The organism is Rhodococcus sp. OAS809 (assembly GCF_040546695.1).
In the GTDB taxonomy this organism is placed as follows: domain Bacteria; phylum Actinomycetota; class Actinomycetes; order Mycobacteriales; family Mycobacteriaceae; genus Rhodococcus_F; species Rhodococcus_F qingshengii.
Genome location: NZ_JBEPOI010000002.1, coordinates 2,833,462 through 2,855,882, shown reverse-complemented (window position 1 = coordinate 2,855,882; position 22,421 = coordinate 2,833,462). Strand labels below are relative to the sequence as shown.

At 64.2% G+C, this 22,421-nt stretch carries 21 protein-coding genes and 1 riboswitch; of the genes, 12 read left to right on the top strand and 9 right to left on the bottom strand.

Features of this window, described 5'->3' with window-relative positions:
* The first annotated feature begins 90 nt into the window (after positions 1–90).
* The 6 genes from ABIE52_RS16405 (at position 91) to epsC (ending at position 6,601) form a co-directional block, all read left to right on the top strand.
* Positions 91–987 (top strand): GTPase domain-containing protein, encoded by an 897-nt coding sequence (locus ABIE52_RS16405; protein ID WP_192711991.1) that lies wholly within the window; start codon positions 91–93, stop codon positions 985–987.
* Positions 980–2,320 (top strand): hypothetical protein, encoded by a 1,341-nt coding sequence (locus ABIE52_RS16400; RefSeq protein WP_233272349.1) that lies wholly within the window; start codon positions 980–982, stop codon positions 2,318–2,320. Before ABIE52_RS16405 ends, ABIE52_RS16400 begins: the two co-directional genes overlap by 8 nt.
* Before the next feature lie 134 nt (positions 2,321–2,454).
* Complete coding sequence (locus ABIE52_RS16395; RefSeq protein ID WP_052959802.1) at positions 2,455–2,793, top strand: DUF6802 family protein; 339 nt, start codon at positions 2,455–2,457, stop codon at positions 2,791–2,793.
* Between the two features lie 277 nt (positions 2,794–3,070).
* A complete protein-coding gene (locus tag ABIE52_RS16390) occupies positions 3,071–4,900 on the top strand; it encodes a phosphoenolpyruvate carboxykinase (GTP) (protein ID WP_192711992.1) in 1,830 nt (609 codons plus the stop codon).
* 181 nt (positions 4,901–5,081) lie between these two features.
* Positions 5,082–6,017 carry a cysteine synthase A gene (gene cysK, locus ABIE52_RS16385; protein ID WP_003945916.1) on the top strand — a complete coding sequence of 312 codons (936 nt, stop codon included), beginning with the start codon at positions 5,082–5,084 and terminating at the stop codon, positions 6,015–6,017.
* A gap of 5 nt (positions 6,018–6,022) precedes the next feature.
* Positions 6,023–6,601 carry a serine O-acetyltransferase EpsC gene (gene epsC, locus ABIE52_RS16380; RefSeq protein WP_003945907.1) on the top strand — a complete coding sequence of 193 codons (579 nt, stop codon included), beginning with the start codon at positions 6,023–6,025 and terminating at the stop codon, positions 6,599–6,601.
* A 58-nt stretch (positions 6,602–6,659) separates the two neighbouring features.
* Here epsC and ABIE52_RS16375 read toward each other — a convergent pair whose 3' ends face one another.
* From ABIE52_RS16375 to ABIE52_RS16365, 3 genes are read right to left on the bottom strand one after another with little or no spacing between them, the layout of a single operon-like run.
* Positions 6,660–6,965, bottom strand: coding sequence for a hypothetical protein (locus ABIE52_RS16375; protein ID WP_042452616.1), 306 nt, complete (start codon positions 6,963–6,965; stop codon positions 6,660–6,662).
* A 28-nt stretch (positions 6,966–6,993) separates the two neighbouring features.
* On the bottom strand, positions 6,994–7,941 hold the full coding sequence (locus ABIE52_RS16370) for a cation diffusion facilitator family transporter (protein WP_042452614.1): 948 nt from the start codon (positions 7,939–7,941) through the stop codon (positions 6,994–6,996).
* Positions 7,942–7,951: 10 nt separating this feature from the next.
* Positions 7,952–8,890, bottom strand: a complete 939-nt coding sequence (locus ABIE52_RS16365) for an alpha/beta hydrolase (RefSeq protein WP_192711993.1) — start codon at positions 8,888–8,890, stop codon at positions 7,952–7,954.
* Between the two features lie 52 nt (positions 8,891–8,942).
* Here ABIE52_RS16365 and ABIE52_RS16360 point away from each other — a divergent pair, with 52 nt between their 5' ends.
* From ABIE52_RS16360 to ABIE52_RS16340, 5 genes are all read left to right on the top strand, one after another.
* Positions 8,943–9,551, top strand: a complete 609-nt coding sequence (locus ABIE52_RS16360; RefSeq protein ID WP_073511967.1) for a TetR/AcrR family transcriptional regulator — start codon at positions 8,943–8,945, stop codon at positions 9,549–9,551.
* Between the two features lie 16 nt (positions 9,552–9,567).
* Positions 9,568–9,703, top strand: a riboswitch (cobalamin riboswitch).
* Positions 9,704–9,820: 117 nt separating this feature from the next.
* Positions 9,821–10,828, top strand: a complete 1,008-nt coding sequence (locus ABIE52_RS16355) for a FecCD family ABC transporter permease (RefSeq protein ID WP_007734507.1) — start codon at positions 9,821–9,823, stop codon at positions 10,826–10,828.
* Positions 10,825–11,643 carry an ABC transporter ATP-binding protein gene (locus ABIE52_RS16350; protein ID WP_058039151.1) on the top strand — a complete coding sequence of 273 codons (819 nt, stop codon included), beginning with the start codon at positions 10,825–10,827 and terminating at the stop codon, positions 11,641–11,643. The genes ABIE52_RS16355 and ABIE52_RS16350 overlap by 4 nt, the downstream gene beginning before the upstream one ends.
* Positions 11,640–12,701, top strand: a complete 1,062-nt coding sequence (locus tag ABIE52_RS16345; RefSeq protein ID WP_192711994.1) for an ABC transporter substrate-binding protein — start codon at positions 11,640–11,642, stop codon at positions 12,699–12,701. The genes ABIE52_RS16350 and ABIE52_RS16345 overlap by 4 nt, the downstream gene beginning before the upstream one ends.
* The gene (locus ABIE52_RS16340) at positions 12,698–13,399 is read left to right on the top strand and encodes a (2Fe-2S) ferredoxin domain-containing protein (RefSeq protein ID WP_192711995.1); all 702 of its coding nucleotides are present in this window, start codon (positions 12,698–12,700) and stop codon (positions 13,397–13,399) included. Before ABIE52_RS16345 ends, ABIE52_RS16340 begins: the two co-directional genes overlap by 4 nt.
* A gap of 330 nt (positions 13,400–13,729) precedes the next feature.
* On the opposite strand, the gene ABIE52_RS16335 is transcribed toward ABIE52_RS16340, so the two are convergent.
* From ABIE52_RS16335 to ABIE52_RS16315, 5 genes are all read right to left on the bottom strand, one after another.
* Complete coding sequence (locus ABIE52_RS16335; protein WP_192711996.1) at positions 13,730–15,175, bottom strand: aldehyde dehydrogenase; 1,446 nt, start codon at positions 15,173–15,175, stop codon at positions 13,730–13,732.
* Between the two features lie 4 nt (positions 15,176–15,179).
* On the bottom strand, positions 15,180–16,349 hold the full coding sequence (locus ABIE52_RS16330; protein WP_042452600.1) for an Rv3169 family protein: 1,170 nt from the start codon (positions 16,347–16,349) through the stop codon (positions 15,180–15,182).
* 1 nt (position 16,350) lies between these two features.
* A complete protein-coding gene (locus ABIE52_RS16325) occupies positions 16,351–17,538 on the bottom strand; it encodes a phosphotransferase family protein (protein WP_007734522.1) in 1,188 nt (395 codons plus the stop codon).
* 139 nt (positions 17,539–17,677) lie between these two features.
* Complete coding sequence (locus ABIE52_RS16320; protein WP_042920254.1) at positions 17,678–18,565, bottom strand: ROK family protein; 888 nt, start codon at positions 18,563–18,565, stop codon at positions 17,678–17,680.
* 4 nt (positions 18,566–18,569) lie between these two features.
* Positions 18,570–19,340, bottom strand: a complete 771-nt coding sequence (locus tag ABIE52_RS16315) for a class I SAM-dependent methyltransferase (protein WP_003945692.1) — start codon at positions 19,338–19,340, stop codon at positions 18,570–18,572.
* A gap of 173 nt (positions 19,341–19,513) precedes the next feature.
* On the opposite strand from ABIE52_RS16315, the gene ABIE52_RS16310 reads away from it, so the two are divergent.
* Positions 19,514–20,728 (top strand): glycosyltransferase family 4 protein, encoded by a 1,215-nt coding sequence (locus ABIE52_RS16310; protein WP_192711997.1) that lies wholly within the window; start codon positions 19,514–19,516, stop codon positions 20,726–20,728.
* Here ABIE52_RS16310 and ABIE52_RS16305 read toward each other — a convergent pair.
* Positions 20,675–22,414 (bottom strand): MmpA family trehalose lipid delivery protein, encoded by a 1,740-nt coding sequence (locus tag ABIE52_RS16305; RefSeq protein WP_192711998.1) that lies wholly within the window; start codon positions 22,412–22,414, stop codon positions 20,675–20,677. The genes ABIE52_RS16310 and ABIE52_RS16305 overlap by 54 nt on opposite strands.
* Positions 22,415–22,421: the final 7 nt, after the last annotated feature.

The window sequence follows — 22,421 nt, the reverse complement described above, 5'->3', positions numbered from 1 at the left end:
CCTTGCCGAGAACCTGACAGAATCTCACCGACACGATGGGGGCGTGGGGTGGGGATGAACACAGGATTTGCATGCAGTAATTGGTCACGAATGTTGCCCGCAGAATCGATCGACGACGCCTGCTCGGAGCCGATCGATCAGTTGCGCGCTCTGGCATATCGGCTGACGTCGATCGATTCGGGAGCCGCAGAGGTGGTTCACTCCGTGCTCGGATCGCTGACTGCGCCGCTCGAGCTGGTGGTCGCCGGACGGGCCGGGGTGGGGCGGTCGTCGTTGGCGCGAATCCTGAGGCGCGACGACCGGTTCTCGCGCAGAGTTGTCGGCGCACCGGTTGTGGTGACCGAGTCGAGGGCATTCGATGTCCCTGGAACGTCGAACCCCGATCTGGGTCGTCGTTGCGTTGTCTACGTGGTGGTCGACGCGGTCCGCGACGTCGACGGCCGAGCCATTGCCCGAGTTTCCGATCGTGTGGTCGTCGCTGCGAACAAGGCTGACTTGTTCGGTCCGCGCTGGGACGAGGCGCTGGGACGGGCCGCGGAAATCTCCGAGAACGTCGGCGTGCACACGGTTCCGGTGGAGACACTGACCGGGCGCGGCGTCGAAGAGTTGTTCGCGGCTCTCGGACCTGTTCTGGAGGCGCAGTGGTGGGGCCGGGTCGAGCAGATCGGCCCGGCGCTGAGGCGATCTGCCTCGCGCAGCATTGCGGGCAGGGACGAGATCGAGTTGTATCTGAGTTCGGACTCCGCGGTGTTGTTCGGCGCTGCGGCGGCGATGATGAGCCCCGAAATTCGAGCCCTGCTTCAAGGCGAGCCTCCCGATCCTCGTACCGCTGACGACGCGGGCACGTGCAGCCGGTGGTGGGGCGAGCTCGTGGACGAGTCGGAACAGTGTCCGCAACAAAGGGTCTCACTGATTCGACGCGGGTATGTGCGTCGGTGGGCGCAGCTCGGAGGCGATCGCTCTGCCCCGGCGGTGACCGATGAATAGCGTTTCGGTACTTCCGGATTCGGTGCTGCGCGTGGTGCAGCGATGGAATCCGGCATCCGATCCGGGTCGCCGGGTCGCCGCCGAAACATCCAGTGACACTCGCATTTACGTTGTCGGTCCACCAAGGTGTGGACGGGAAGACGTCGCGCAGATGTTCGATGCTTCGGATGACTGTTCGACAGTGACACGCGAGGTGGACGCCGACGTCGTACTTCTGGTCGTCGACGCCGCCAGTGTGATCGGACGCGAGGATCTCCTTCTCCTCGGCGACGCTGCGGCGAGCGGAACCCCGGTGGTGGTGGCGCTGACCCGCGTCGACGTCTATCGAGACTGGCAGGCGGTGCGCTGGCGTGATGCCGAGATTCTCGCTTCGCACTGCACCGCTTTTGCTCAGGCTCCGGTGGTCCCGATTGCGCCTGGTCAGGAGCAGTCACTCGTTGCGGTCGTGAGCCGGGCGGCACGGGAGAGGGAAGCAGGTGGTTCGGATTCCGGAGTCATCGCACAGACGCGCCGGATGATCGAGATGGAGATCCGGAATCTACGTGACAGTGTTCCTGGTGCCGAACTGCGGGCCGAGCGATCGCAGCTGCTCGCAGACCGTGACGGCCGGCGAGGCGAACGCCTGGTGCAGGTGCGAAGCCGACTGCAACGAGCGCGCGGGGATCTGTCACAACAAATCGCCGAAGCAACCCGGGCGACGGTCGCCGGGGCACGTGCCTGGGTCGATGCGGCCTCGCGAGCCGAATTGGGCAGCGTGCCGACGCGACTGCAGCACGAGGTCGACCATCACACCCGGGTGTTCGACGCCGCGATGGCGGCAGCGGTGGAATCTGCGGGGACGAACGGATACATGCCTTCCCCGCAGATTCCGGAGGGCCTGCCGGGCCGTCAGCGCGGAAACGAGGACCGGGTGACAATTCTTGTCGGCGCGTCCGCGGGTCTCGGCCTCGGCCGTATCGCAGTGACTCCGCTGGAAATGATTCCGGCCTTGGAGTTCGCAAGTATCCCCGTGACGTTGATTCTGGGTGGCGCCGCGGCGTGGTGGTTGGCGCGAACTCGCGGGCTGACGGCCGATCGTGCCCACTCCAGGTCGTGGATCGTCGAATCGATGTCGGCGGTTCGCGCTCAGTGGGAGCAGCGAGTGCAGAGCGTGCTGCTCGAGGCCGAGGCGGATCTGGGAGCGGCGATCATGGCGGAGAGTCGCGAGCAGTTGGCGTCGGCGCAGGCTCGAATCGTGGAGATCGACGGTGAACTTCGTGAGCTCGCCGCGGCCAGATCGGGTCAGCTCGCGTCGTGCGAGCGCGACCTCGCCGTTTTGAACACCGCCTACTGATCATTCCGCGAGTGCAGAGTTCTCCACAGTGCGGCAATTTCGGCCACGACTGATCGTCGGGGTCTGGTAATACTGAGCGGACGGTTTCGGTAGGGGTTGCCGAAGCAGTAGGTCACCATCCAGTAGGGGGAGTAATGGACGCATTTCTGATCACGGCCGGACACATCGACGGGCACGAAGCCGAAGCGCTCGATCCTGGGCGTATCGAGCCCGAGACCTTCGGGCCCGCGTCGGGACCGGTCGATGCCGGCGACCTGAACTTCGACGCCCTCGACTTGGACGGTGACGGAACGGTCGACAGCCGTGTCGTCCACTCCGACGACGCCGTCGTGATCGTGTCCGATTTCGATCGCGACGGTAGCGCCGATCGCCTCACGATGATCGAGTCGGACGGCGACTACTCGGCCTGGGAATGCAGTCGAGACGACGAAGGCGCCCTCGTGTGGCAGAAAATCGATGCCGGAGCGCTCTGAAAAGCTTCCGTTTATGTGCTCTGAGCGCCGGGTAGGCACCTGAACACACCAACTGAATCGTTTCTGTGACATTTCTGACCGCACCCGATTACCTGCAGGTGAACAGCCAGCGTTAACCTCAATACATAGGACACCCGGCGTCCGTGAAATCCACGTGAGTGGATGACGCGGCTGGACCCCGTCGAGAGGGGGACACCGGGATCGACTGGTATCGGGGCGCTGCAGTTCGCATCCGGTGTCACGAGAACCCGGTTCCGGCTCACCCCAGGAGAGTTTGATGACCTCAGCGACCATTCCCGGTCTCAATGGAACTGACGGCACGCCCCCCGCGCAGCACAAGGAACTGCTTGCATGGGTGCAAGAGGTTGCCGAACTCACCCAGCCTGATCGCGTCGTCTTCGCAGACGGCTCGGACGAAGAATGGGACCGACTGACAACGAAGTTGGTCGAGGCAGGAACCTTCACCCGCCTCAACGACGAGAAGAAGCCGAACTCTTTCCTCGGCAACTCCGATCCGTCCGATGTCGCGCGAGTCGAATCGCGTACGTACATCTGCTCGAAGGAAGAAATCGACGCAGGTCCCACCAACAACTGGATGGACCCGGCGGAGATGCGCACCCTCATGGGTGACCTGTACCGCGGTTGCATGCGTGGACGCACCATGTACGTCGTGCCGTTCTGCATGGGCCCCCTCGACGCCGAGGACCCGAAGCTGGGCGTCGAGCTCACCGATTCCGAGTACGTCGTCGTATCCATGCGCGTCATGACCCGCATGGGCAGCAAGGTTCTCGACAAGCTCGGCACCGACGGATTCTTCGTCAAGGCGCTGCACTCGCTGGGCGCTCCGCTGGCCGAAGGCCAGGAAGACGTCGCGTGGCCGTGCAACGACACCAAGTACATCACCCACTTCCCCGAGGATCGTGAGATCTGGAGCTTCGGTTCCGGCTACGGCGGAAACGCTCTCCTGGGCAAGAAGTGCTACTCGCTGCGTATCGCCTCGGCAATGGCGCACGACGAGGGCTGGCTGGCCGAGCACATGCTCATCCTCAAGCTCATCTCGCCCGAGGACAAGGCCTACTACATCGCGGCGGCATTCCCCTCCGCTTGTGGCAAGACCAACCTCGCGATGATCCAGCCGACCATCCCCGGGTGGCGCGCCGAGACCCTCGGCGACGACATCGCCTGGATGCGTTTCGGTGAGGACGGACAGCTGTACGCCGTCAACCCGGAATTCGGTTTCTTCGGCGTGGCTCCCGGCACCAACTGGTCCTCGAACCCCAACGCCATGCGCACCATCGACCAGGGCAACACGGTCTTCACCAACGTCGCTCTGACTGACGACGGTGACGTCTGGTGGGAAGGCCTCGAAGGCGACCCGCAGCACCTGATCGACTGGAAGGGCAACGAGTGGACGCCCGAGTCGGGCACCCATGCGGCTCATCCCAACTCGCGTTACTGCACCCCGATGTCGCAGTGCCCGATCATGGCTCCCGAGTGGGACGACCCGAAGGGCGTGCCGATCTCGGCAATCCTGTTCGGCGGACGCCGCAAGACGACGGTTCCGCTGGTCACCGAGGCTCGCGACTGGCAGCACGGCGTCTTCATGGGTGCAACGGTCGGCTCCGAGCAGACCGCAGCAGCCGAAGGCCAGGTCGGTACGGTTCGCCGCGATCCGATGGCAATGCTGCCGTTCCTCGGCTACAACGTCGGTGACTACTTCCAGCACTGGATCGACCTCGGCAAGTCGGCCGACGCGTCCAAGCTCCCCAAGGTCTTCTACGTCAACTGGTTCCGCCGCGGCGACGACGGACGCTTCCTGTGGCCAGGCTTCGGCGAGAACTCTCGCGTCCTGAAGTGGATCGTCGAGCGTATCGAGCACAAGGCTGCCGGTATCGACACCCCGATCGGCGTCGTTCCCACCGGATCGGCACTCGACATCGAAGGCCTGGACGTGTCGGACGCCGACATCACCGAGGCTCTCGCGGTCAACATCGACGAGTGGAAGGCCGAGATCCCGCTCATCGAAGAGTGGTTCGACTTCGTCGGCGAGAAGCTGCCGACCGGCATTCGCGACGAGTTCGAAGCTCTGAAGCAGCGGTTGGCCTGATAAACCGCCCCCGTATGTAGTGGCCTGATGCCGCATTGGTTCAATTTGATGAACCGATGCGGCATCGGTCGTCTGTATGCCCTTGCCTGTAGCCGTTAAGCAGTTCAGCCGTTATGCAGTTCAGCCGTAAAGCAGTGATCAGCGAGCGGGTCGACACACTCGATCCTCAGGAGGACCAGATATGAGCGGGATCTACAACAACGTGACCGAATTGGTCGGGCGCACCCCGATCGTGCGGCTCAACCGTCTGACCGAGGGCCTGGACGCACAGGTCGCCGTCAAGCTCGAGTTCTACAACCCGGCCAACAGCGTCAAGGACCGGATCGGCGTGGCGATCATCGACGCCGCCGAGAAGTCCGGTGCACTCAAGCCCGGTGGCACCATCGTCGAGGGAACCAGCGGTAACACGGGTATCGCACTCGCCATGGTCGGTGCTGCTCGCGGCTACAAGGTCATCCTGACCATGCCCGAGACCATGTCCACCGAGCGTCGCGTGATGCTGCGTGCTTACGGCGCCGAGATCGTGCTGACCCCGGGATCCGAGGGCATGGCCGGTGCGGTCGCCAAGGCCAAGGAAATCGTCGAGCAGACCGAGAACGCTGTCTCGGCCAGCCAGTTCGCGAACCCGGCCAACCCGGCCATCCACGAGGCAACGACGGGCGAAGAGGTCTGGGCCGACACCGACGGCGCCGTCGACATCTTCGTGTCCGGCATCGGCACCGGCGGCACTATCACCGGCGTCGGACGCACCCTTCGCAAGTACAAGCCCGAGGTCAAGATCGTGGGCGTCGAGCCCATCGACTCGCCGATCCTCAACGGTGGCCAGCCCGGCCCCCACAAGATCCAGGGAATCGGCGCGAACTTCGTGCCCGACGTCCTCGATCGCGAGATCTACGACGAGATCATCGACGTCTCGTTCCCCGATTCCATCGAGGTCGCTCGCGCACTCGGCACCAAAGAAGGCATCCTGGGCGGCATCTCGTCCGGCGCCATCGTCTGGGCAGCACTCGAGTTGGCGAAGCGTCCGGAAAACGCCGGCAAGCTGATCGTGGCTGTCGTGTGTGACTTCGGCGAGCGTTACATCTCCACCCCGCTGTTCGAACACATCCGGGACTGAGACTTGTGAGTATCCTCGGGACAATTCGCGAGGACCTGCAGGCTGCGCGCGGTCAGGATCCTGCCGCGCGCAGCAATGTGGAGAACGCGCTCGTTTATTCAGGGCTGCATGCTATTTGGGCGCATCGGGTTGCACATCGCATGTGGGCCGTCCCTGCGCTACGCGGCCCGGCGCGAGTGCTCTCGCAGCTGACACGCTTCGTCACCGGCATCGAGATTCATCCCGGTGCCACCATCGGTCGACGGTTCTTCATCGACCACGGCATGGGCGTCGTGATCGGGGAGACGGCCGAGGTCGGTAACGACGTGATGCTCTATCACGGCGTCACTCTCGGTGGTCGCTCGCTCGAACAGGTCAAACGTCACCCGACGCTGGGTGATCGGGTAACCGTCGGCGCTGGTGCCAAGATCCTCGGACCTGTCGTCATCGGTGAAGGTAGCGCTATCGGCGCCAATGCCGTTGTCACCAGAGATGTTCCGGCCGAATCCATCGCGACGGGTATCCCGGCGGTGGCGCGGCCACGGACCACCAAGGAAAAACTGGTGGACCCGAACAGCTACATCGATCCGGCGATGTACATCTGAAGCACTCCTTCTTCGATGGCCACCCTCGTGTAGACGGCGGGTGGCCATCGGCGTCTGTTCAGGCTCGCGTCAGGTGCCACCCGCGACGTCCCAGTACGACGGCAGTCAGAGCGCCCAGTGCTGCTCCGATCAGGGGATAGCAGGCCAGGACGAGCCAGCGTGGATTGTCCGATCGGGCGTCGAAAGCGATGTTCAACGACGACTCGTAGTCCCGAGCCATCTGTACGCCGCGCAGTGGTACGTAGGAACCCTGATAGACGATGGTCTCGTCAGGACTGGTCATCACGTCGATCAGACTGCCCACCAGGGGAATTCCCCCGACGACAAATCCCAGAACCGCCAGAATCACGATCAGTGCGCGCATCGCCCGAGCCTATCGCCCGGCAGGAAGTTCAGACTGTGATCGACGGTTCTTCGGGGGTCGAGAGGGTCAGGATCGCCCGCACGACACGTGGGCTCTGCTCGAGTGAGCGCTCGAGTTCGCGCAACGTGTGGGCCACACGGGATTCCGCGTAGTCACCGACCAGGTCGACGCTGGCCACCAGGTAGACCTGCCGCGGCCCGAGGTATTCCATGCGTAGGAACGTGATTCGGTTGATTTCGGGTAGTTGAGTGAGAGCTTCGACGGCTGCTGCCCGCAGCGTCGGTGAGGCCTCTTCGCCGACCAGGAAGCGGCGGTTCCGATCTATCAGAATGATTGCGATGACCCCGAGGAGAATGCCGACGAAGATGGAGCCGAGGGCGTCGGGGATCGGCGAACCGGTGACCTGGTGCAACAGAACACCGACGAACGCGATGACCAAACCGATAAGTGCCGCAGCATCTTCGGCGAACACGGCCCGAGTCGTCGGGTCGGATGTGTTGAGTGCCTGGGTCATGACGTCGCGGTTCACGGCGGACGCTTCGTTTCGGAGTTGTTTGTACGCCTGCCGGAACGAGATGCCTTCGAGGATGAACGAGACGCCGAGGACGGCGTAGGCGACACCGAAGTCGGACGCCGGTTCGGAATGGAACAGTTCCTGGATGCCATGAGTGATCGAGACACCCGCGCCGAGTGCAAACAGTCCGAGAGCGGCGAACATCGACCAGATGTATGCCTCCCGGCCGTAGCCGAGTGGCTGGTCTCGGTCGGGAACCCTTTTCGAGCGGCGGTTCGCGATCAGCAGCAGCACTTCGTTGCCGGTATCGGCCCAGGAGTGGGTGGCCTCTGCGACCATCGATGCAGATCCGGTGACGATGGCGGCCGCCGTCTTGGCACCGGCGATCAGCGCGTTCGCCGCAAACGCCAGTACGACTGTCGTGGTGCTCTCGTCGGCCGATGCTTCCGTTTCGGTGCTCACGATTCTCAGGCTAGGCGGGTGACGACGGTTTCGTGCGGTGACGCTCGGCGACGGAGTGCAGCAGTGTGGCGACGGCGTCGTGGAACTGCGTCAGGCCCGGCTCTTCGACGGGAAAGTGCCCGCACCCGTCCAGCATCACGAATTCGGTGGGTGCGTTGATGCGGCGGAGGAACTGCAGGCTCAGTTCGGGTGGCGTCCATCGGTCGTCGGCCGGGTGGGTGAGCAGAACGGGCGTCGTCCGAAATGCTTCGGGTGCGGTGTGCTCGAACGAGAAGTAGCTGCTGAGGAATCCGAGTGGCACCCGAACACCGCCACCGCGCGGATCGGTTGCGCACAGCGTTGCGAGCTCCCGATTGCTGCTCATGTTCGCCACGTCGGCGACCCAACGGATGGGCACGCGGATACGGCCCACCAGTCGTTCGGTGCGCCGCATCAGGGGAGCGCTGTAGACACCCATCGGGCCGAACCGCGCCGCGGCAGCTCTGGCCGATGGATCCGAGGGATCGAGCAGGCAGGTAGCGACGACGGCGTCGGCCAGACCGGTCCGCGCGGCTACCTCGTAGGCCAGCAGACCGCCGATGCTGGCTCCCAACAACACCAGCGGCCGATCGTCGGCTGCCTTCTCGGCCCGGACGAGATCGCAGAGGAGATCGACCCACTGCTCGTACCGGACGCCGGCGGGATCGGCTACGACGGTGTCGCCGTACAGCGGAAGGTCAGGGAAGAGGACTTCGGCTCCGAGTTTCACGCCGATCCCGGCGAACGGCCACAACGCGCCCGAGTAGCCGCCGGCGCCGTGGATGCCGAGAACACGAACCGGCGCGTCTGGAACCACGGCCCGTGCGACGTGGACGGTGTTGCCGTTCCACTCCCACCACGTCGGGGTCGGCGCCGGCATGTGGTCGGTGTACCGGTCGGGCATAAACTTCGAGTAATCGGCGCTGGTCACCTACACAATTCTCGGTATCGGCGTCGCGGCTGACAACTCGCATCGGAGGACCGTGTCGACTCGGCGGAAAAGGCCCTCCCAGCAGCGCTCGAGGGCTACCTACGACGCGATCCTGGAGGCAGCTACTCGCGTTTTCGCTTCGGAAGCCATGGCAGCGACCACCAACCGGATCGCTGACGAAGCAGGGGTGTCGGTGGGCTCGCTCTACCAGTATTTCGGCGACAAGTACGAGATCCTCTCGGAGTTGGCGAACCGTCACGTGAGTGCTGCGCGGGAGAGTTTTGCGCTCTGCCATGCCGACATCGTCGAGCGTGAGCTCACCCCGGACGAGGCCGTCCGGATGTTGGTGGAGTGCGCGGTCGAAGTGAACAGTAAGCCACGAGAGTTCTTTCACCTGCTCTACGATCAGGTTCCGCGTACGCGCGAGCTCATCGAGCAGGTCGAAAAAATGAATCGGCAACTGGTACTGGGTTTTTCGGAGTACTTGCAGAGCCGCGGTTTCAGTGCGGACGATGCGTTGCTGACGTCGCGGCTGACTGTGACTGCCGTGGACAGCCAGGTGCATCGGGTTGTGCTGGAATCGGATTCACCCGAAGAACTTCGAGTGCGAACGGAAGCCGTCGTACGGCACGCGAGATCGATGATCGGGTCGCAATCTTGATCCGGTGTCGAGAATGGTGACCGCGGTCCGTTATGGTTCTGACGTCATCATCGAGGTAATGGGAAGTCGGTGCAATTCCGGCGCGGTCCCGCCACTGTGAGGTCGTCCCTGCGTCGACCGTAGCCAGATACCACCCTCGTTGACGTTGTGTCATGCCACGAGGATGGATCGGTCACACCATGAATGCTGTTGGCGGAGCTCTGTCTCCACCTACCCACCTGCTTTCGCCGAAGGCTGGTGCGCCGCGAGGACGGCTCAGTCCGGGTATCGTGCTGCCCGCTCTGCTGGTCGTCGCCGTGCTCTCTGCTGTGTGCGCGTTGGCATTCGGATCCGAGATGCTCCCCGTGTCCACTGTGGTGGACGTGGTGCACTCGCGCTTTGGAGGCCCACCCGTCACGCGTTCCGAACTTGCGATCGTGTGGGGGATCAGAGCACCTCGGGTACTGCTCGGTCTGGCCGTCGGCGCTGGTCTTGCCGTCGCCGGCGCGGTGGTGCAAACCCTCGTCCGTAACGCTCTTGCCGATCCCCACCTGCTGGGAGTGTCGTCCGGCGCGAGTGTCGGTGCCACCGCCGTCATCACCACCGGACTGTTCGCCGGCGCGGGAGTGTGGGCGCTCAGTTTCGGCGCGATGATCGGGGCGTTGGGAGCTGCGATTCTCGTCTTCACCATCGCGACGCTGCAAGGCGGTATCACTCCACTGCGATTGGTTCTGACCGGCACCGTTACCGCATCCGCCCTGTCGGCGATCGCGAGTTTTCTGGTGCTGCGTACCAATGATTCCCAGGCCGCGCAGTCCGTATTGTTCTGGCTCCTGGGAAGTTTGGCCGGGGCATCCTGGGACAAGTTGTGGGCGCCGGTCATCGTTGTGTTCCTGCTGACGGCAGCGGTGTTCGCCCTGCACGGTTGGCTGGACGCGCTGGCGGCCGGGCCGGACGTCGCGGCTTCGCTCGGTATTCCCATCCGAACCCTGCGAAACGTGCTGTTCGGCGTGCTGGCAGCGTTGGTCGGCACGATGGTTGCGGTGTCCGGCGCGATCGCCTTCGTAGGCCTGGTCATACCGCACGTCACACGCATGCTTGTCGGAGCCAGACATCGAGTGGTGTTGCCGGCGGCAGCACTGATCGGCGCGTCGTTCCTGGTGTGGGTCGACGTCGTGGCGCGGACCTCGTTGCGGCCGACCGAGATCCCGCTGAGCGTGGTGACCGGGGTGATCGGTGCACCGCTGTTTCTCCTGCTTCTCGGCCGTCGGCGCTACCGATTCGGTGGCAGTTCGTGAGCGCCCGAGCCCTGGCGCTGACCGCGTCCGGAGTAGTTGTCCGCATCGACCGTCGAACCATCGTCAAAGGCGTCGACATCGCGGCCGACGCCGGCGCAGTGGTCGGCGTGGTTGGTCCGAACGGCTCGGGCAAGTCGACGTTCTTGCGTGCTCTCGCCGGTCTCGGGCCGATCGCCGGCGGTGACATTCGTGTCGGCGGCGAGTCCGTGCACGCGATGTCCGCGCGGTCGAGGGCCAAAGCCATTTCCTTTGTGGCGCAGGAAGAGCAGAGTCCCGCCGATTTGTTGGTTCACGAGTACGTGAGTCTGGGCCGCACACCACATGCAAAGCCCTGGAGCGTCGGTGGAAAGCACGAGAATGCCGTCGTCGATCGTGCTCTGGGCGAGGTCGGAATGATCGAGCACCGGTTCTCTTCGATGGACACGCTTTCCGGCGGTGAGCGTCGGCGGGTGTTTCTCGCCCGAGGTCTCGCGCAGGACGCCGGTGTGCTCATCCTCGACGAGCCGACCAATCATCTCGACATCCGGCATCAACTCGAACTGCTCGATCTGGTCCGGTCGTTGGACCGGACGGTGATCATGGCACTGCACGACCTCGATTTGGCTGCGGCAGTGTGCGATCGGGTGCTCGTGCTCGCGGATGGAGTGGCCAGGGCGTTCGGACATCCATCCGACGTACTCACCACCTCGGTGGTGGCAACTGTCTTCGGCGTCGAGACTTTCGAGCTCGTGAACCCCGCGACAGGCCGTTCACACCTCGTATTCGAATCACGAAATTCTCAACTACAACAATCATTTTCGGAGAGTGCACTTTGATACAGGTCAAGACTCGAGCGTCGTTCGGTGCGGTTGTAGCCGCGACAGCGTTGTTGACAGTTGCCGGCTGCTCGGCAACTGCACCGGTGGACGAAGCTGCAGACAAGACTTCGGTGACATTGGAGAACTGCGGGACCGAAAGCACTTTCCAGCTTCCGATCGAGAACGTCGTTGCGACAAGCAATGCGGCCAATATCGGCACCATTCTCCGAGTCGGCGGTTTGGATCGTCTCGCGGCCGTCGTGTTGAACACGAACAACGACGCGGTCATGGAGTCGATGTTCGGCCCTGGAATTGCGGACGTCCCACACCTGGACGGAACGATCACGATGGAGACGATTCTGGGTAAGCAGGCGGACCTGGTGGTCGGCTCCTACAGTGGCTTGTTCAAGGGCGCCTCCGGTGTGACGCCGGAATCGCTGCAGAGCAACAACATCGACTCATATGTGATCTCCGATAGTTGTCGGCAGAGTGCCGCAGCGGATTCCGCGCTCGGCACGATGGGTCCGTGGGATGCCCTTCGTGCGGACGTGACCAATTACGGAAAGCTGTTCGGAACCGAGGACACCGCCGCCGAGGCATTGACCGAATTGGATTCACGTTTGGCACGTCTGGAGTCCGCGCCAGATGCCGCCGACAAGCCGAAGGTTTTGATCTACGACAGCGGTGAAGAAGATCTGTACACCAGCGGAGGCAACGGAGCCCCCAACGGAATCATCGACGTCGCCGGGGGAACCAACGTGTTCGCCGACGTCGACAACACCTGGTTCAAGGCGAGCTGGGAGACCGTCGCGAAGTCAGAACCCGACGTCATCGTGATCATGGACTACAAGAAGAGCGCTGACGAAGTACAGGGCAAGATCGACGCGATCAAGAGCCGAGAAGGCCTACGCGATCTCGACGCCGTCAAGCAGAACCGCTTCGTCATACTCCCGCTCGCCATGTTCACCAGTGGATTCCCCAATATCTACGGCGCGGAAGAGTTGCGCGCGAAGATCGAAGAGTTCGGACTCGCTCCGTCGAGCGGGATCGACTGGACAACCGCGCCGTCGGCATGAGCAACAACCGGTGCTCGCGTCGGGTGATTGTCGTACTGCGGCCGACCGTCAGCGGCCTCGACGAGTCGGCCGCGCGACGGATGTTCGACGCTGTTCAGGCGGGCACCGACGCCGACGTTCGCGTTGCGTACCTCGATGTCGCTTCGCCGAGCCTTCACGAGGAACTCGATCGAGCCCATGTCGATGACGTCGACAAGGTCGTGTTGATTCCAGTTGCGGTGCCGAGGGATCGGTACCTGCTCACGTGGACAAGCAAGGCGGTTGCGAACTGGCGCGAAACCCGAATCGACGCCGAACTGGAAGTGACGCTCCACGAATCGGAAACGCTCGAAGGTGCCGTGGCCGCGCAGGTGATCGATGAACTCGGCGCGGCCGGAAAGCCGATCACTGCCAGTCCGGCGTCGTATCGCAGTCCGGCGTGGTCCGTGATCGAGCAGCACGATAGGCATCTGTTGGTGTGCAAGGGCCCTCGCTGTATGGCGTACGGAGCAGGACCGTTGCACCGGGCGATGAGCGCGGCGGCCAAAGGTACCTCGTCGAAGGTGACCGGAACCGGTTGTCTGAGCCCGTGCAACCTGGGGCCGTTGGTGATCGCGAACCCCGGCGGTACCTGGTTCGGTCATGTGGACGCCGGTGATGCCGAGGCCTTGGTCGCAGGTCAGGAGAATCAATTGGTGGATCACGTTCTGGACCGGTAGATATAGGTCGGCGAAACAGAGAACCCGCTGAGCGCGAAGTGCGCTCAGCGGGTTCTGTTGTCCTGTCTCAGGAACCGAAGGGAAGGGTTCCCGGCGGGATCTGGTATCCACTGCTGCCGACGGAGGCGCTGCCCCAGAGTGCGAGGAAAGCGTTGATGGCGTTGGTGAGCATATGAATGTCCTTTGTGAGATGACTGATTCGTTTTCGACGGTACCGGGTGGATCTGTGGATTCGCTGGGAGTTGGCACCCATTTCATGGGGCTGGCACCCGTTCCGGCAGGTCGGAACGGGTGCCAACTGTCAGCAAAGGGTGCCAACTCCCGGGTGGGTCAGCCCACGTAGCCGGGCGGCATGAGTACGGACTTGGTCTCGCAGAAGGCTTCGAGGCCCTCAGGTCCGTTCTCGCGCCCGATACCGGAGTTCTTGTAACCACCGAACGGCGATCCGGGATCGAAGGCGTACCAGTTGATCGCGTAGGTACCCGTGCGGATCTGCGCAGCAACTTCGAGTCCGTGATCGATGTCGGTGGTCCACACCGATCCGGCGAGGCCGTAATCCGAATCGTTGGCGATCTTGATGGCCTCGTCCTCGGAGTCGTACGGAATCACCGAGAGAACGGGTCCGAAGATCTCCTCGCGTGCGATGGTCATCGAGTTGTCCACGTCGGCGAAGATGGTCGGCTCGACGTACCAGCCCTTGTCCAGGCCGGCGGGGCGTCCACCACCGAGTACGACGCGCGCGCCTTCTTCCTTACCCTTGGCGATGTAACCCTCGACGCGCTCGCGCTGCTTCTCGGAGATCAGCGGGCCGAGTTGTGCTGCGGGATCGGACGGATCGCCGACGGTCATGAAGCCTGCGGCGGTCTTCATTCCCTCGATGACCTCGTCGTAACGCGAACGGGGAGCGAGGATTCGGGTCTGAGCGACACAGGCCTGACCGGTGTTCATCAGGCCGGACATGACGAGCATCGGCATTCCGGCGGCGATGTCGGCGTCCTCGAGGATGATCGCGGCGGACTTGCCACCCAGTTCGAGGGAGCAGCGCTTGAGGTTCTGTGCGGCGATGGCACCGATCTTGCGGCCGACGGCACTGGATCCGGTGAACGTGATCTTGTCGATGCCCGCATGAGAGACCAGATATTCGCCGGTCTCGGCTCCGCCGGGGAGCACGGAGATGACGCCTTCGGGAACACCTGCCTCGGTGAAGATCTCGGCGATCACGTGGACGGAGAGAGGGGATTCGGGTGCGGGCTTGAGCAGTACGGTGCAGCCGGCGAGCAGTGCGGGGGCCAGCTTGTTGATCGCCAGGAACAGCGGGACGTTCCAGGCCAGCACGGCGGCGACGACGCCGACGGGCTCACGGGTCACCTTGGTCTGCCCGAATGCGCCGGTGCGCTTCTCTTCCCACCCGAACTTGTCGGCCAGCTCGGCGTAGTAGCCCAGCGTCGCCATCGACGGGGTCTGCTGCATCATGCCGACCATGGCGGGCGGCTGGCCCATCTCGTTGGAGATGAGCTGGTTGATCTCCGCGCTGCGCTCTTCGATCAGCTTGGCGGCCTTGGCGAGGATCGCGCCGCGCTCGGCGGGGGTGGTGCGTGACCACGGTCCCTCGAACGCCGCGCGGGCTGCGGACACGGCCGCGTCGATGTCTGCCGGTGCTGCGATGGGACAGCTGCCGACGCGCTCCTCCGTTGCGGGAGAGAACACTTCGAGTACCTGGTCGGTGGCCGGGGCCACCCATGCTCCACCGATGTAGAGCTTGTCGTAGTCAGTCATCAATTCATTCCTCGGTGTTGTCGGTCGCCGCGAGGGCATACGCGTCGTCTGCCTGTGCGGTGTCGGTGAAACTGGTGAATCCGTATTTCTCGTGCGGTCCGATGGCGGCTACCTCGAAAAGACCGGTGCCGGTGTTGGTGTTCGTGCCTTCGGTGAGCGTGAAGGACGCGAGGTTGTCGACGGGGGAGAACATGCGTTGGAACGGTTCGATCTCGTGGACCTTGTGGCGGAGCCCTTGTACGACGAGTTCGCCCTGCCACATTCCGTGACGCCAGTCCTGTTCGAGCCCGTAGCCGGTGCCGATTCCGATGTAGTTGGCCAGCAGCAGTTCGCAGGCGACGGTGAGGACTTCACCGCCTGGCCGGTGGAAGGTGATGGTCGCTCCGGTGACGTCGCGGGTGTCGGGGCAGAACGTCAGTTCGTGTTCGGGTCGGCCGAGCCATTCGTTGTCCCTGGCTTCGTCCGGCCACACTCGCATGGCTTCTTCGACGATGCGCCTGCCTTGCTCGTCTTCCTGCATGATCACCGAGATCGTGAACTCGTCGAACTGCATGACCGCGTAGATCCAGAAGAAGTTCTGGATTCCGTCGACGGCGCGTCTGCCTTGCGGTTCGGCTTCACCGACCGGACGCACACCCCACGAGCGGTCGCGGTTACCTCGCCACGTCTTCGGGTCGATCGCGAAGTCCTCCCCGTCGACGGTGAGCGATCCGGTCCACGTGCCGGTCTGCAGGAAGCGTGAGGTGTCGAACGTGACTCGTTCGAGTTGACGGCGAAAGTGCTTGGGCTCGAGCGCCGCGGGGATGGTGGCATCGAAGGTGATGTCGAAGGAGAGATCGTATTCGCTGCCCGGTTCGAGGACGACGCGGAGCTTCTGCAGCCCTTCGAGCACTTCGATGCGCAAAGGCCCGACGGTGGTGTCGGTGCGGTCGGCGCCCAGAGCCTTCGACATACGAGCAACGATGTGGTCGTCACCGCGGCGCAGTACCGCGAAGGCGTCCATGACGCCGAGGTTGGGGTACTGGCCGAGTCCGACGATGAGGAACACGTCGGGGGATTCGGTGGGGTAGCAGTTGAAGTAGTAGCGGTCGTAGAAGTTTCGATCCGAGGTGGCTACGTGACGGATCGGTTCGGCGATCTGGTGAACGGGATAGTCGTCCATCGGTGAGAGCATGTCAGGCCAACCTCTCCCAGTAGGTACCGTCGAGCATCGCGGCGAGCGAAGCGCGGTGCATGATCATGTCGTCGGGGTCTTCGGGTCGCTGTGACTGGCCGAAAGCTATGGCGCGAGCCTGGATTCGCCACATGATGACCGCCTGACGCAGTGCGGCATAGGTAACGTAGAACTCCAGATCGTGTGGGGTGTGGCCGGTGATCTCGGCGTAGGTCTGCGCGAGATCCGGCAGTCGAAGGAAGTCGGGAAGACCGGGTAGGTTCGCCAGTCCGGCGATGTCCTCGAAGAACCTGTGCAGGAATGCCATCCAGCCCAGATCCATCTCCCGCGGGCCGAGAGTTGCCATTTCCCAGTCCAGTACGGCTACCGGCGCGAAGTCCTGGTACATGACGTTGCCGATGCGCGAGTCGCCCCAACAGAGCACTGCCGGCGAATCGTCCGCGGGATTGTTCTCCTCGATCCAGTCGAGGGCACGTTCGATGAGCGGTGATCTGATCCCGTCGGAGACCACCCACTCGTAGTACGCGCGCTGCTCGGCGATGTGCGCCGTGAATGCTTCTCGTGCAGTCGTTCCCGAATTCGGGAGTCGGAGGAAGTCGAAACGCTCACCAGGTTTGTCGATGGCATGCAACTGAGCCAGGACGTCGACCGAGCTGCGCTGCAGGGTCTTTCGCTGCTCGGGTGACGCTTCGGTGACCCACGATCCGAAGTTGTACGGCATGACGTCCGGTGGCACGTCGCCGGAGATGCGTTCCATCACGAAGAACGGCGCACCCAACGCGTCCGGGTCGGATTCCGACCAGTACACCGCGGGTACGGGCACTGCCGAGTGCTCGCGCACCTGAGCCATGGTGCGGAACTGGGATTCGAGGTCGTAGGCAGGAAAGACCGGCATGGTCGATTCCGTCGGCGCCACCCGAGCGACCAAGGGATGATGTTCGCCGTCCCAGGTGGCGTCGAAGAGGATGGTTTCGCTGGACATGCCGTTGGCTGCGGGCAAGGTGACGTCGGCGACGGTCACAGTGGATCCACTCGGCACCTTGCCGGCCATCCACCGTTCCAGGCGCTCACGGAGGTCTTCGGTGTCGCGGAGGGAATCGCTTGGTCGGGCGACCTGGGCGTGATGCTCGGTTTCATCGGTCGAAGAAGCAGTCGAGGCAACGTCAGATGAGGAAGCGTCTGGGCTCACGGTCACCTCCTTCCCGTAGGCGTCACGTGCAATGCCCGTAACGGTGTGAGTCAGAACACTAAAACACGTTACAGAAATTGGGAACAGGTGGCACCCGTTTAGTGGGACTCCCTGCGGATTTATCGGGGAAGAACGCGTGTCAGATAACGGCGGTGAGCGCGAGCAAGCCCGCACCGGTCAGAGTTCCGGCGCCACCCAGCTCGGCGGGAACGATCCGGAGCCCGGCGATGAACGACAAACGGGCATGTCGGGCAGCCGCGTCGAGCATCGGTTCCCACAGCGGTGTACCCGACTGGGCGAAACCGCCGCCGATCACCGCGAGGTCCACGTCCAGGAGGGCAGCCGCCGAGGCGATGGCACCACCGAGCGCCGTGCCTGCACGGTGAAGCGCGTCCACGGCGATCGCGTCGCCGCTGCGTGCACCCTCGGCTAGTTCACGGCCGGTGTTCCCCGACCAGCCCTGGCTACGAGCCCATCGCACCGCGGACGGTCCACTTGCCACCGTCTCGAGGCAGCCGACGCCCCCGCAGCTGCACGGTTCGGCAGATCCTGGAACGACGATGTGGCCGATGTGACCGGCGTTCCCCGTGCGACCCCGAGCAATCTCACCGCCGAGAACGATTCCTCCGCCGATTCCCGTCGAGACGACCAGGCTCAGGAGGTTCGGGGTGCCGCGTCCGGCGCCGTGGTGGAACTCCGCCAATGCCGCTGCGGCTCCGTCCATTGCGAGGGCGGTTCCGGCGTCGGGAAAGAGGCTGCGGACGCCCGCTACGAGCTCGAATCCTTGTGCCCACTCGGTGATGTTGATGGGAGCGACGACGCCGGCGACGGTGTCCACCGGCCCGGCGCACGCGATGCCGACACCGTCGACCTCTCGGCCGTCTGCGACTCGTTCGAGCAGCGCCGCACAGGATCCCCACGGGTCGGTCTGCGGCGTCGGAACGCTGTCGAATACGGGAACGCGGCCGTCCTCGGACACGACCCCGGCAGCCATCTTGGTACCACCGATGTCGACTGCGAGGCGCATGTCGCTATCGCTTTTCGAGAACCACGACGAGGTTGCTCACCAGGAACTCCCGCAGACCGGGGACTCGGACCATCCACCACGCCCACGACGGGTGGTAGCGCGGGATCGCGGCGAGCAATGTGCCCTGGCTGGTTCCACGGGCCCAGCGTAAGCCGTCCGTGGCGCCGACTTTGAACAACGACACCCCGAATCTGTTCTTCGGTTCGCGTCCGGTCTTGCGTAGGTACCGCTTGGCTGCGTACTCGCCACCCAGCGCGTGCCACGGTCCGGTTTCGTGGCCGCCGAACGGACCCCACCACAGGGTGTACGAGAGAACCATCAAGCCGCCGGGCTTGGTCACGCGCAGCATTTCCTCGGCCATCAGCCAGGGCTCGCTGACGTGTTCGGCCACGTTGGAGGAGAAGCAGATGTCCACGGACGAGTCCAGGAACGGCAGTGCCAAACCGGATCCACGCACCGCGCCGCCCACGGTCAGACCCGCAGCATGCATCTCCGACGGATCGGGTTCGACGGGAATGTAGCGGGCACCTGCGGCTTGAAAGACCTCCGCGAAATAGCCCGGACCGCCGCCGACGTCGAGGACAGTGAGACCGTCGAGGGATCGTCCGGTGTGACCTTCGTGCAGGTCCGAGATCAATTCGACGGAGTCGCGCGCAAGCGCGCCGTAGAAGATGTCGGGCGCGGACTGCTCGTGGCGGAAGTCGCTGAGCAGGCCGAACGAGCGTTTCAGGGTTGCCCGTCGGCCGAAAATGCGGGTCACTGCGGGCTTGGTCACGGGTAGCAACTTTAGCCACTGGGTCGCCCGGTCCACGAACACCGTCAGGATCGCGGCAATACGGACGCTCGAACAGTTAGGGTGTTCGGCAGGGTTACCGGCCGGTCAGGCGGGGCATCCCGCAGGATCGCCCGAACCGGGGTGGCCACCGACCAACTCAGGGAGTAACGCACGTGCGCGAGGTTCTGTTGCTCTGCTGGCGCGATACCGGGCATCCCCAGGGCGGTGGAAGCGAGCGTTACCTCGAGCAGGTCGGATCCCAGTTGGCCGAGCGCGGTATCAAGGTGACGCTGCGGACGGCGTCGTATCCCGGGGCGCCCGCGTCGGAGGTTCGAGACGGCATCACGATCAGCCGGGCCGGTGGACGTTTCAGCGTGTACCCCCGCGCTCTGGCCGCCATTGCCGCCGGACGTCTGGGTTTCGGATCGCTCAAGGGCATCCGCCCCGACGCGGTGATCGACACCCAGAACGGCATCCCCTTCTTCTCGAAGGCCGTGGCGGGTGCACCGGTCACGGTTCTGGTCCATCACTGCCATCGCGAACAGTGGCCGGTGGCAGGCAAGCTCGTCGGCCGGATCGGCTGGTGGGTCGAATCGCGATTGTCACCGCGCACCCATCGACGTAGTCAGTATCTGACGGTGTCGCTTCCCTCAGCGGAAGAATTGGTGGACCTCGGTGTCGAGCGCGAACGAATTGCCGTGGTGCGTAACGGTGCCGATCGGCTCCCCGTCGGCGTCGACGCGGGCGGATCGATCACCAGGGCCGAGCGTCCCACCATCTCGGTTCTCTCACGGCTGGTGCCGCACAAGCAGATCGAGGACGCACTCGAAGCGGTCGCAGCCCTGCGGCCGACGCTTCCGGACATCCATCTCGACGTCATCGGTGGTGGTTGGTGGGAGCAGAACCTGCGCGATCGCGCCGCCGAGTTGGGGATCGGTGACGCCGTCTCGTTCTACGGCCACGTCGACGAGGCTCGCAAACACGAACTGCTGGCGCAGTCGTGGATCCACCTCATGCCTTCGCGGAAGGAAGGGTGGGGCCTGGCGGTCATCGAGGCTGCGCAGCACGGTGTTCCGACGATCGGTTACCGCAGTTCGAAGGGTCTGACCGACTCGATCGTCGACGGAGTGACGGGCCTTCTGGTCGGGGGAGAGAACGCCGGCGACGGCGACATCGCCGATCTGACGCAGGCTGCCGGCACTCTGCTCCGCGACCACGAACTTCGCATGGTGCTCGGTGAGAAAGCTCGGGTGTGGTCGGGCGAGTTCTCCTGGGAGCAGACCGGCACCGGAGTGCTCGAGGTGCTGACCGCGCACAAGGACGGTCGGTGGGTCTCAGGACTGGCCGCGCCTCGCGAGTCGAATTCGGTTCTGGTTCAGTCCGACTGAGATCAGCGCGATCGCACCCATCAGTATCCACGCGAGATGCGCAGCGATGACGGCAGTTCGGGCACCGGTCGAGGCTTCCTGCGCGGCAATGTCTCCCGGTACTCGGAATAGCGCGAGATCGTCGTCGGCGAAGACCTGTTCCAAGCCGTCGAGCGTGGTTGCCGAGTTGCCGAGTTGACCTGGTGTCCCGCGCTCGATCAGTACCCATCCGACTCCGAGATCGGCTAACTGCGTAGGACTTCCGCCGGCCAGCAGTAGGTCCTCGACCCGAGTTGCCCGAGTCCCCTCGCCGCCGACAGCACCACCGGCAACCACCAGTTGGCCGGTCTGCAGAACGTCGAGGGGCAGGAAGCGTGGTGCAGGGTCGAGTACCGGCGCATCACCGCTGTAGGGGAACGCGCGCAACATTCCGGCGGGAAGCACTGCAACGTCACCGGTTTCGTCTCGCAGTTGCTCGGTCACCACGGTCCAGGACCCGGGGTAGTGCACGGGCTTCAACGCGCCGCCGACACCCCACACCAGATCCGGCAGTGCCACGATCGTCACCACGACGGCGGCAACCGAGAATGCCGGGCGGGGGAGGGAGAACCGATTGCCTGCCCACATCACCGCGGCGGCCGCAGCAAGTGCGTAGAACGGGACGGCCAGCGCGACCCACTTCTGCGCGTCACGCAGTAGACCGGCGCCGGTGAACACCTCGACCGACCATCGGCCGGCGTCGAGACCCCACGGGGTAGCGCTCATGGTCGGAGCCAGCACCGCGAACAGGGCCAGCAGTCCGAGTCCACTGACAACAGGATTCCGGCGTCGGCGCCACAGAGCGGGCATACCGGCGAACACCACGACAAGCAGAAGAACTGTTCCCACCAATGCGAAGAGTGTTGTGCGCGTGGACGGTACCGCTGCCGAGTTCCAGATACCGCCGAGACCGGCGAGGCTGCCCAGCGTCGCGAGTCCCGGTTCTGCTCGGGCGGCAAAGGCGGCGACTCCCGCCGGATCGGAACCGTCGCCTGCTGCTCCGGATACGAAGGTGGCGACCAACCACGGCGAGGCGGCGACGAGGAACAGCCCGATAGTGCCGCAGACACGCCGCATGGCCGAGGTTCGGCCTCCTGGGGTGGCTACCACCACCAGCGCGGCCGTCAGAGCGAGCAGAGCGCCGGTAGGTGTCAGACCCGCGAATGCCAGTGACGCGGCCAACGCCCACCAGGACCCGGGCGTGGCTCGGCGAACTCCGATTCCGGCACACACGATCCACGGCAGTGCGGCATAACCGGTCAGCAGGCTCCAATGTCCTTGTAACAGGCGCTCGGCCACGTAGGGGTTCCAGAGCATCACCGTCGACGCGACCAGTTGTGGACCGAGACCGGCCGTCGGCAGCAGGACGGCGACCATGCGCGCCGCACCCCAACCGGCGAGCCAGAGCGCCACGAGCAGGTTGAACTTGACCACCAGTCCGCCGTCGATCACGGTGCTCAACGCTGCGATCAGTGCGTCTTGGGGAACGGCGCGGGCTGCGGCGTCGGTGAGTCCGAGGGCGGAGTCGGTCAGGTACGAGCGCGGCGTGCTGACGGCGTCGCGCAGCAGGAGGTAGCCGGGGCCGAGCAGCGGTCCGAGGATCAACAGTGCCAGCGCCAGGCTGTACGCCGCAGGCAGGTAACGGCGGTATCCGGCTTGCACTGTCATGACGCGC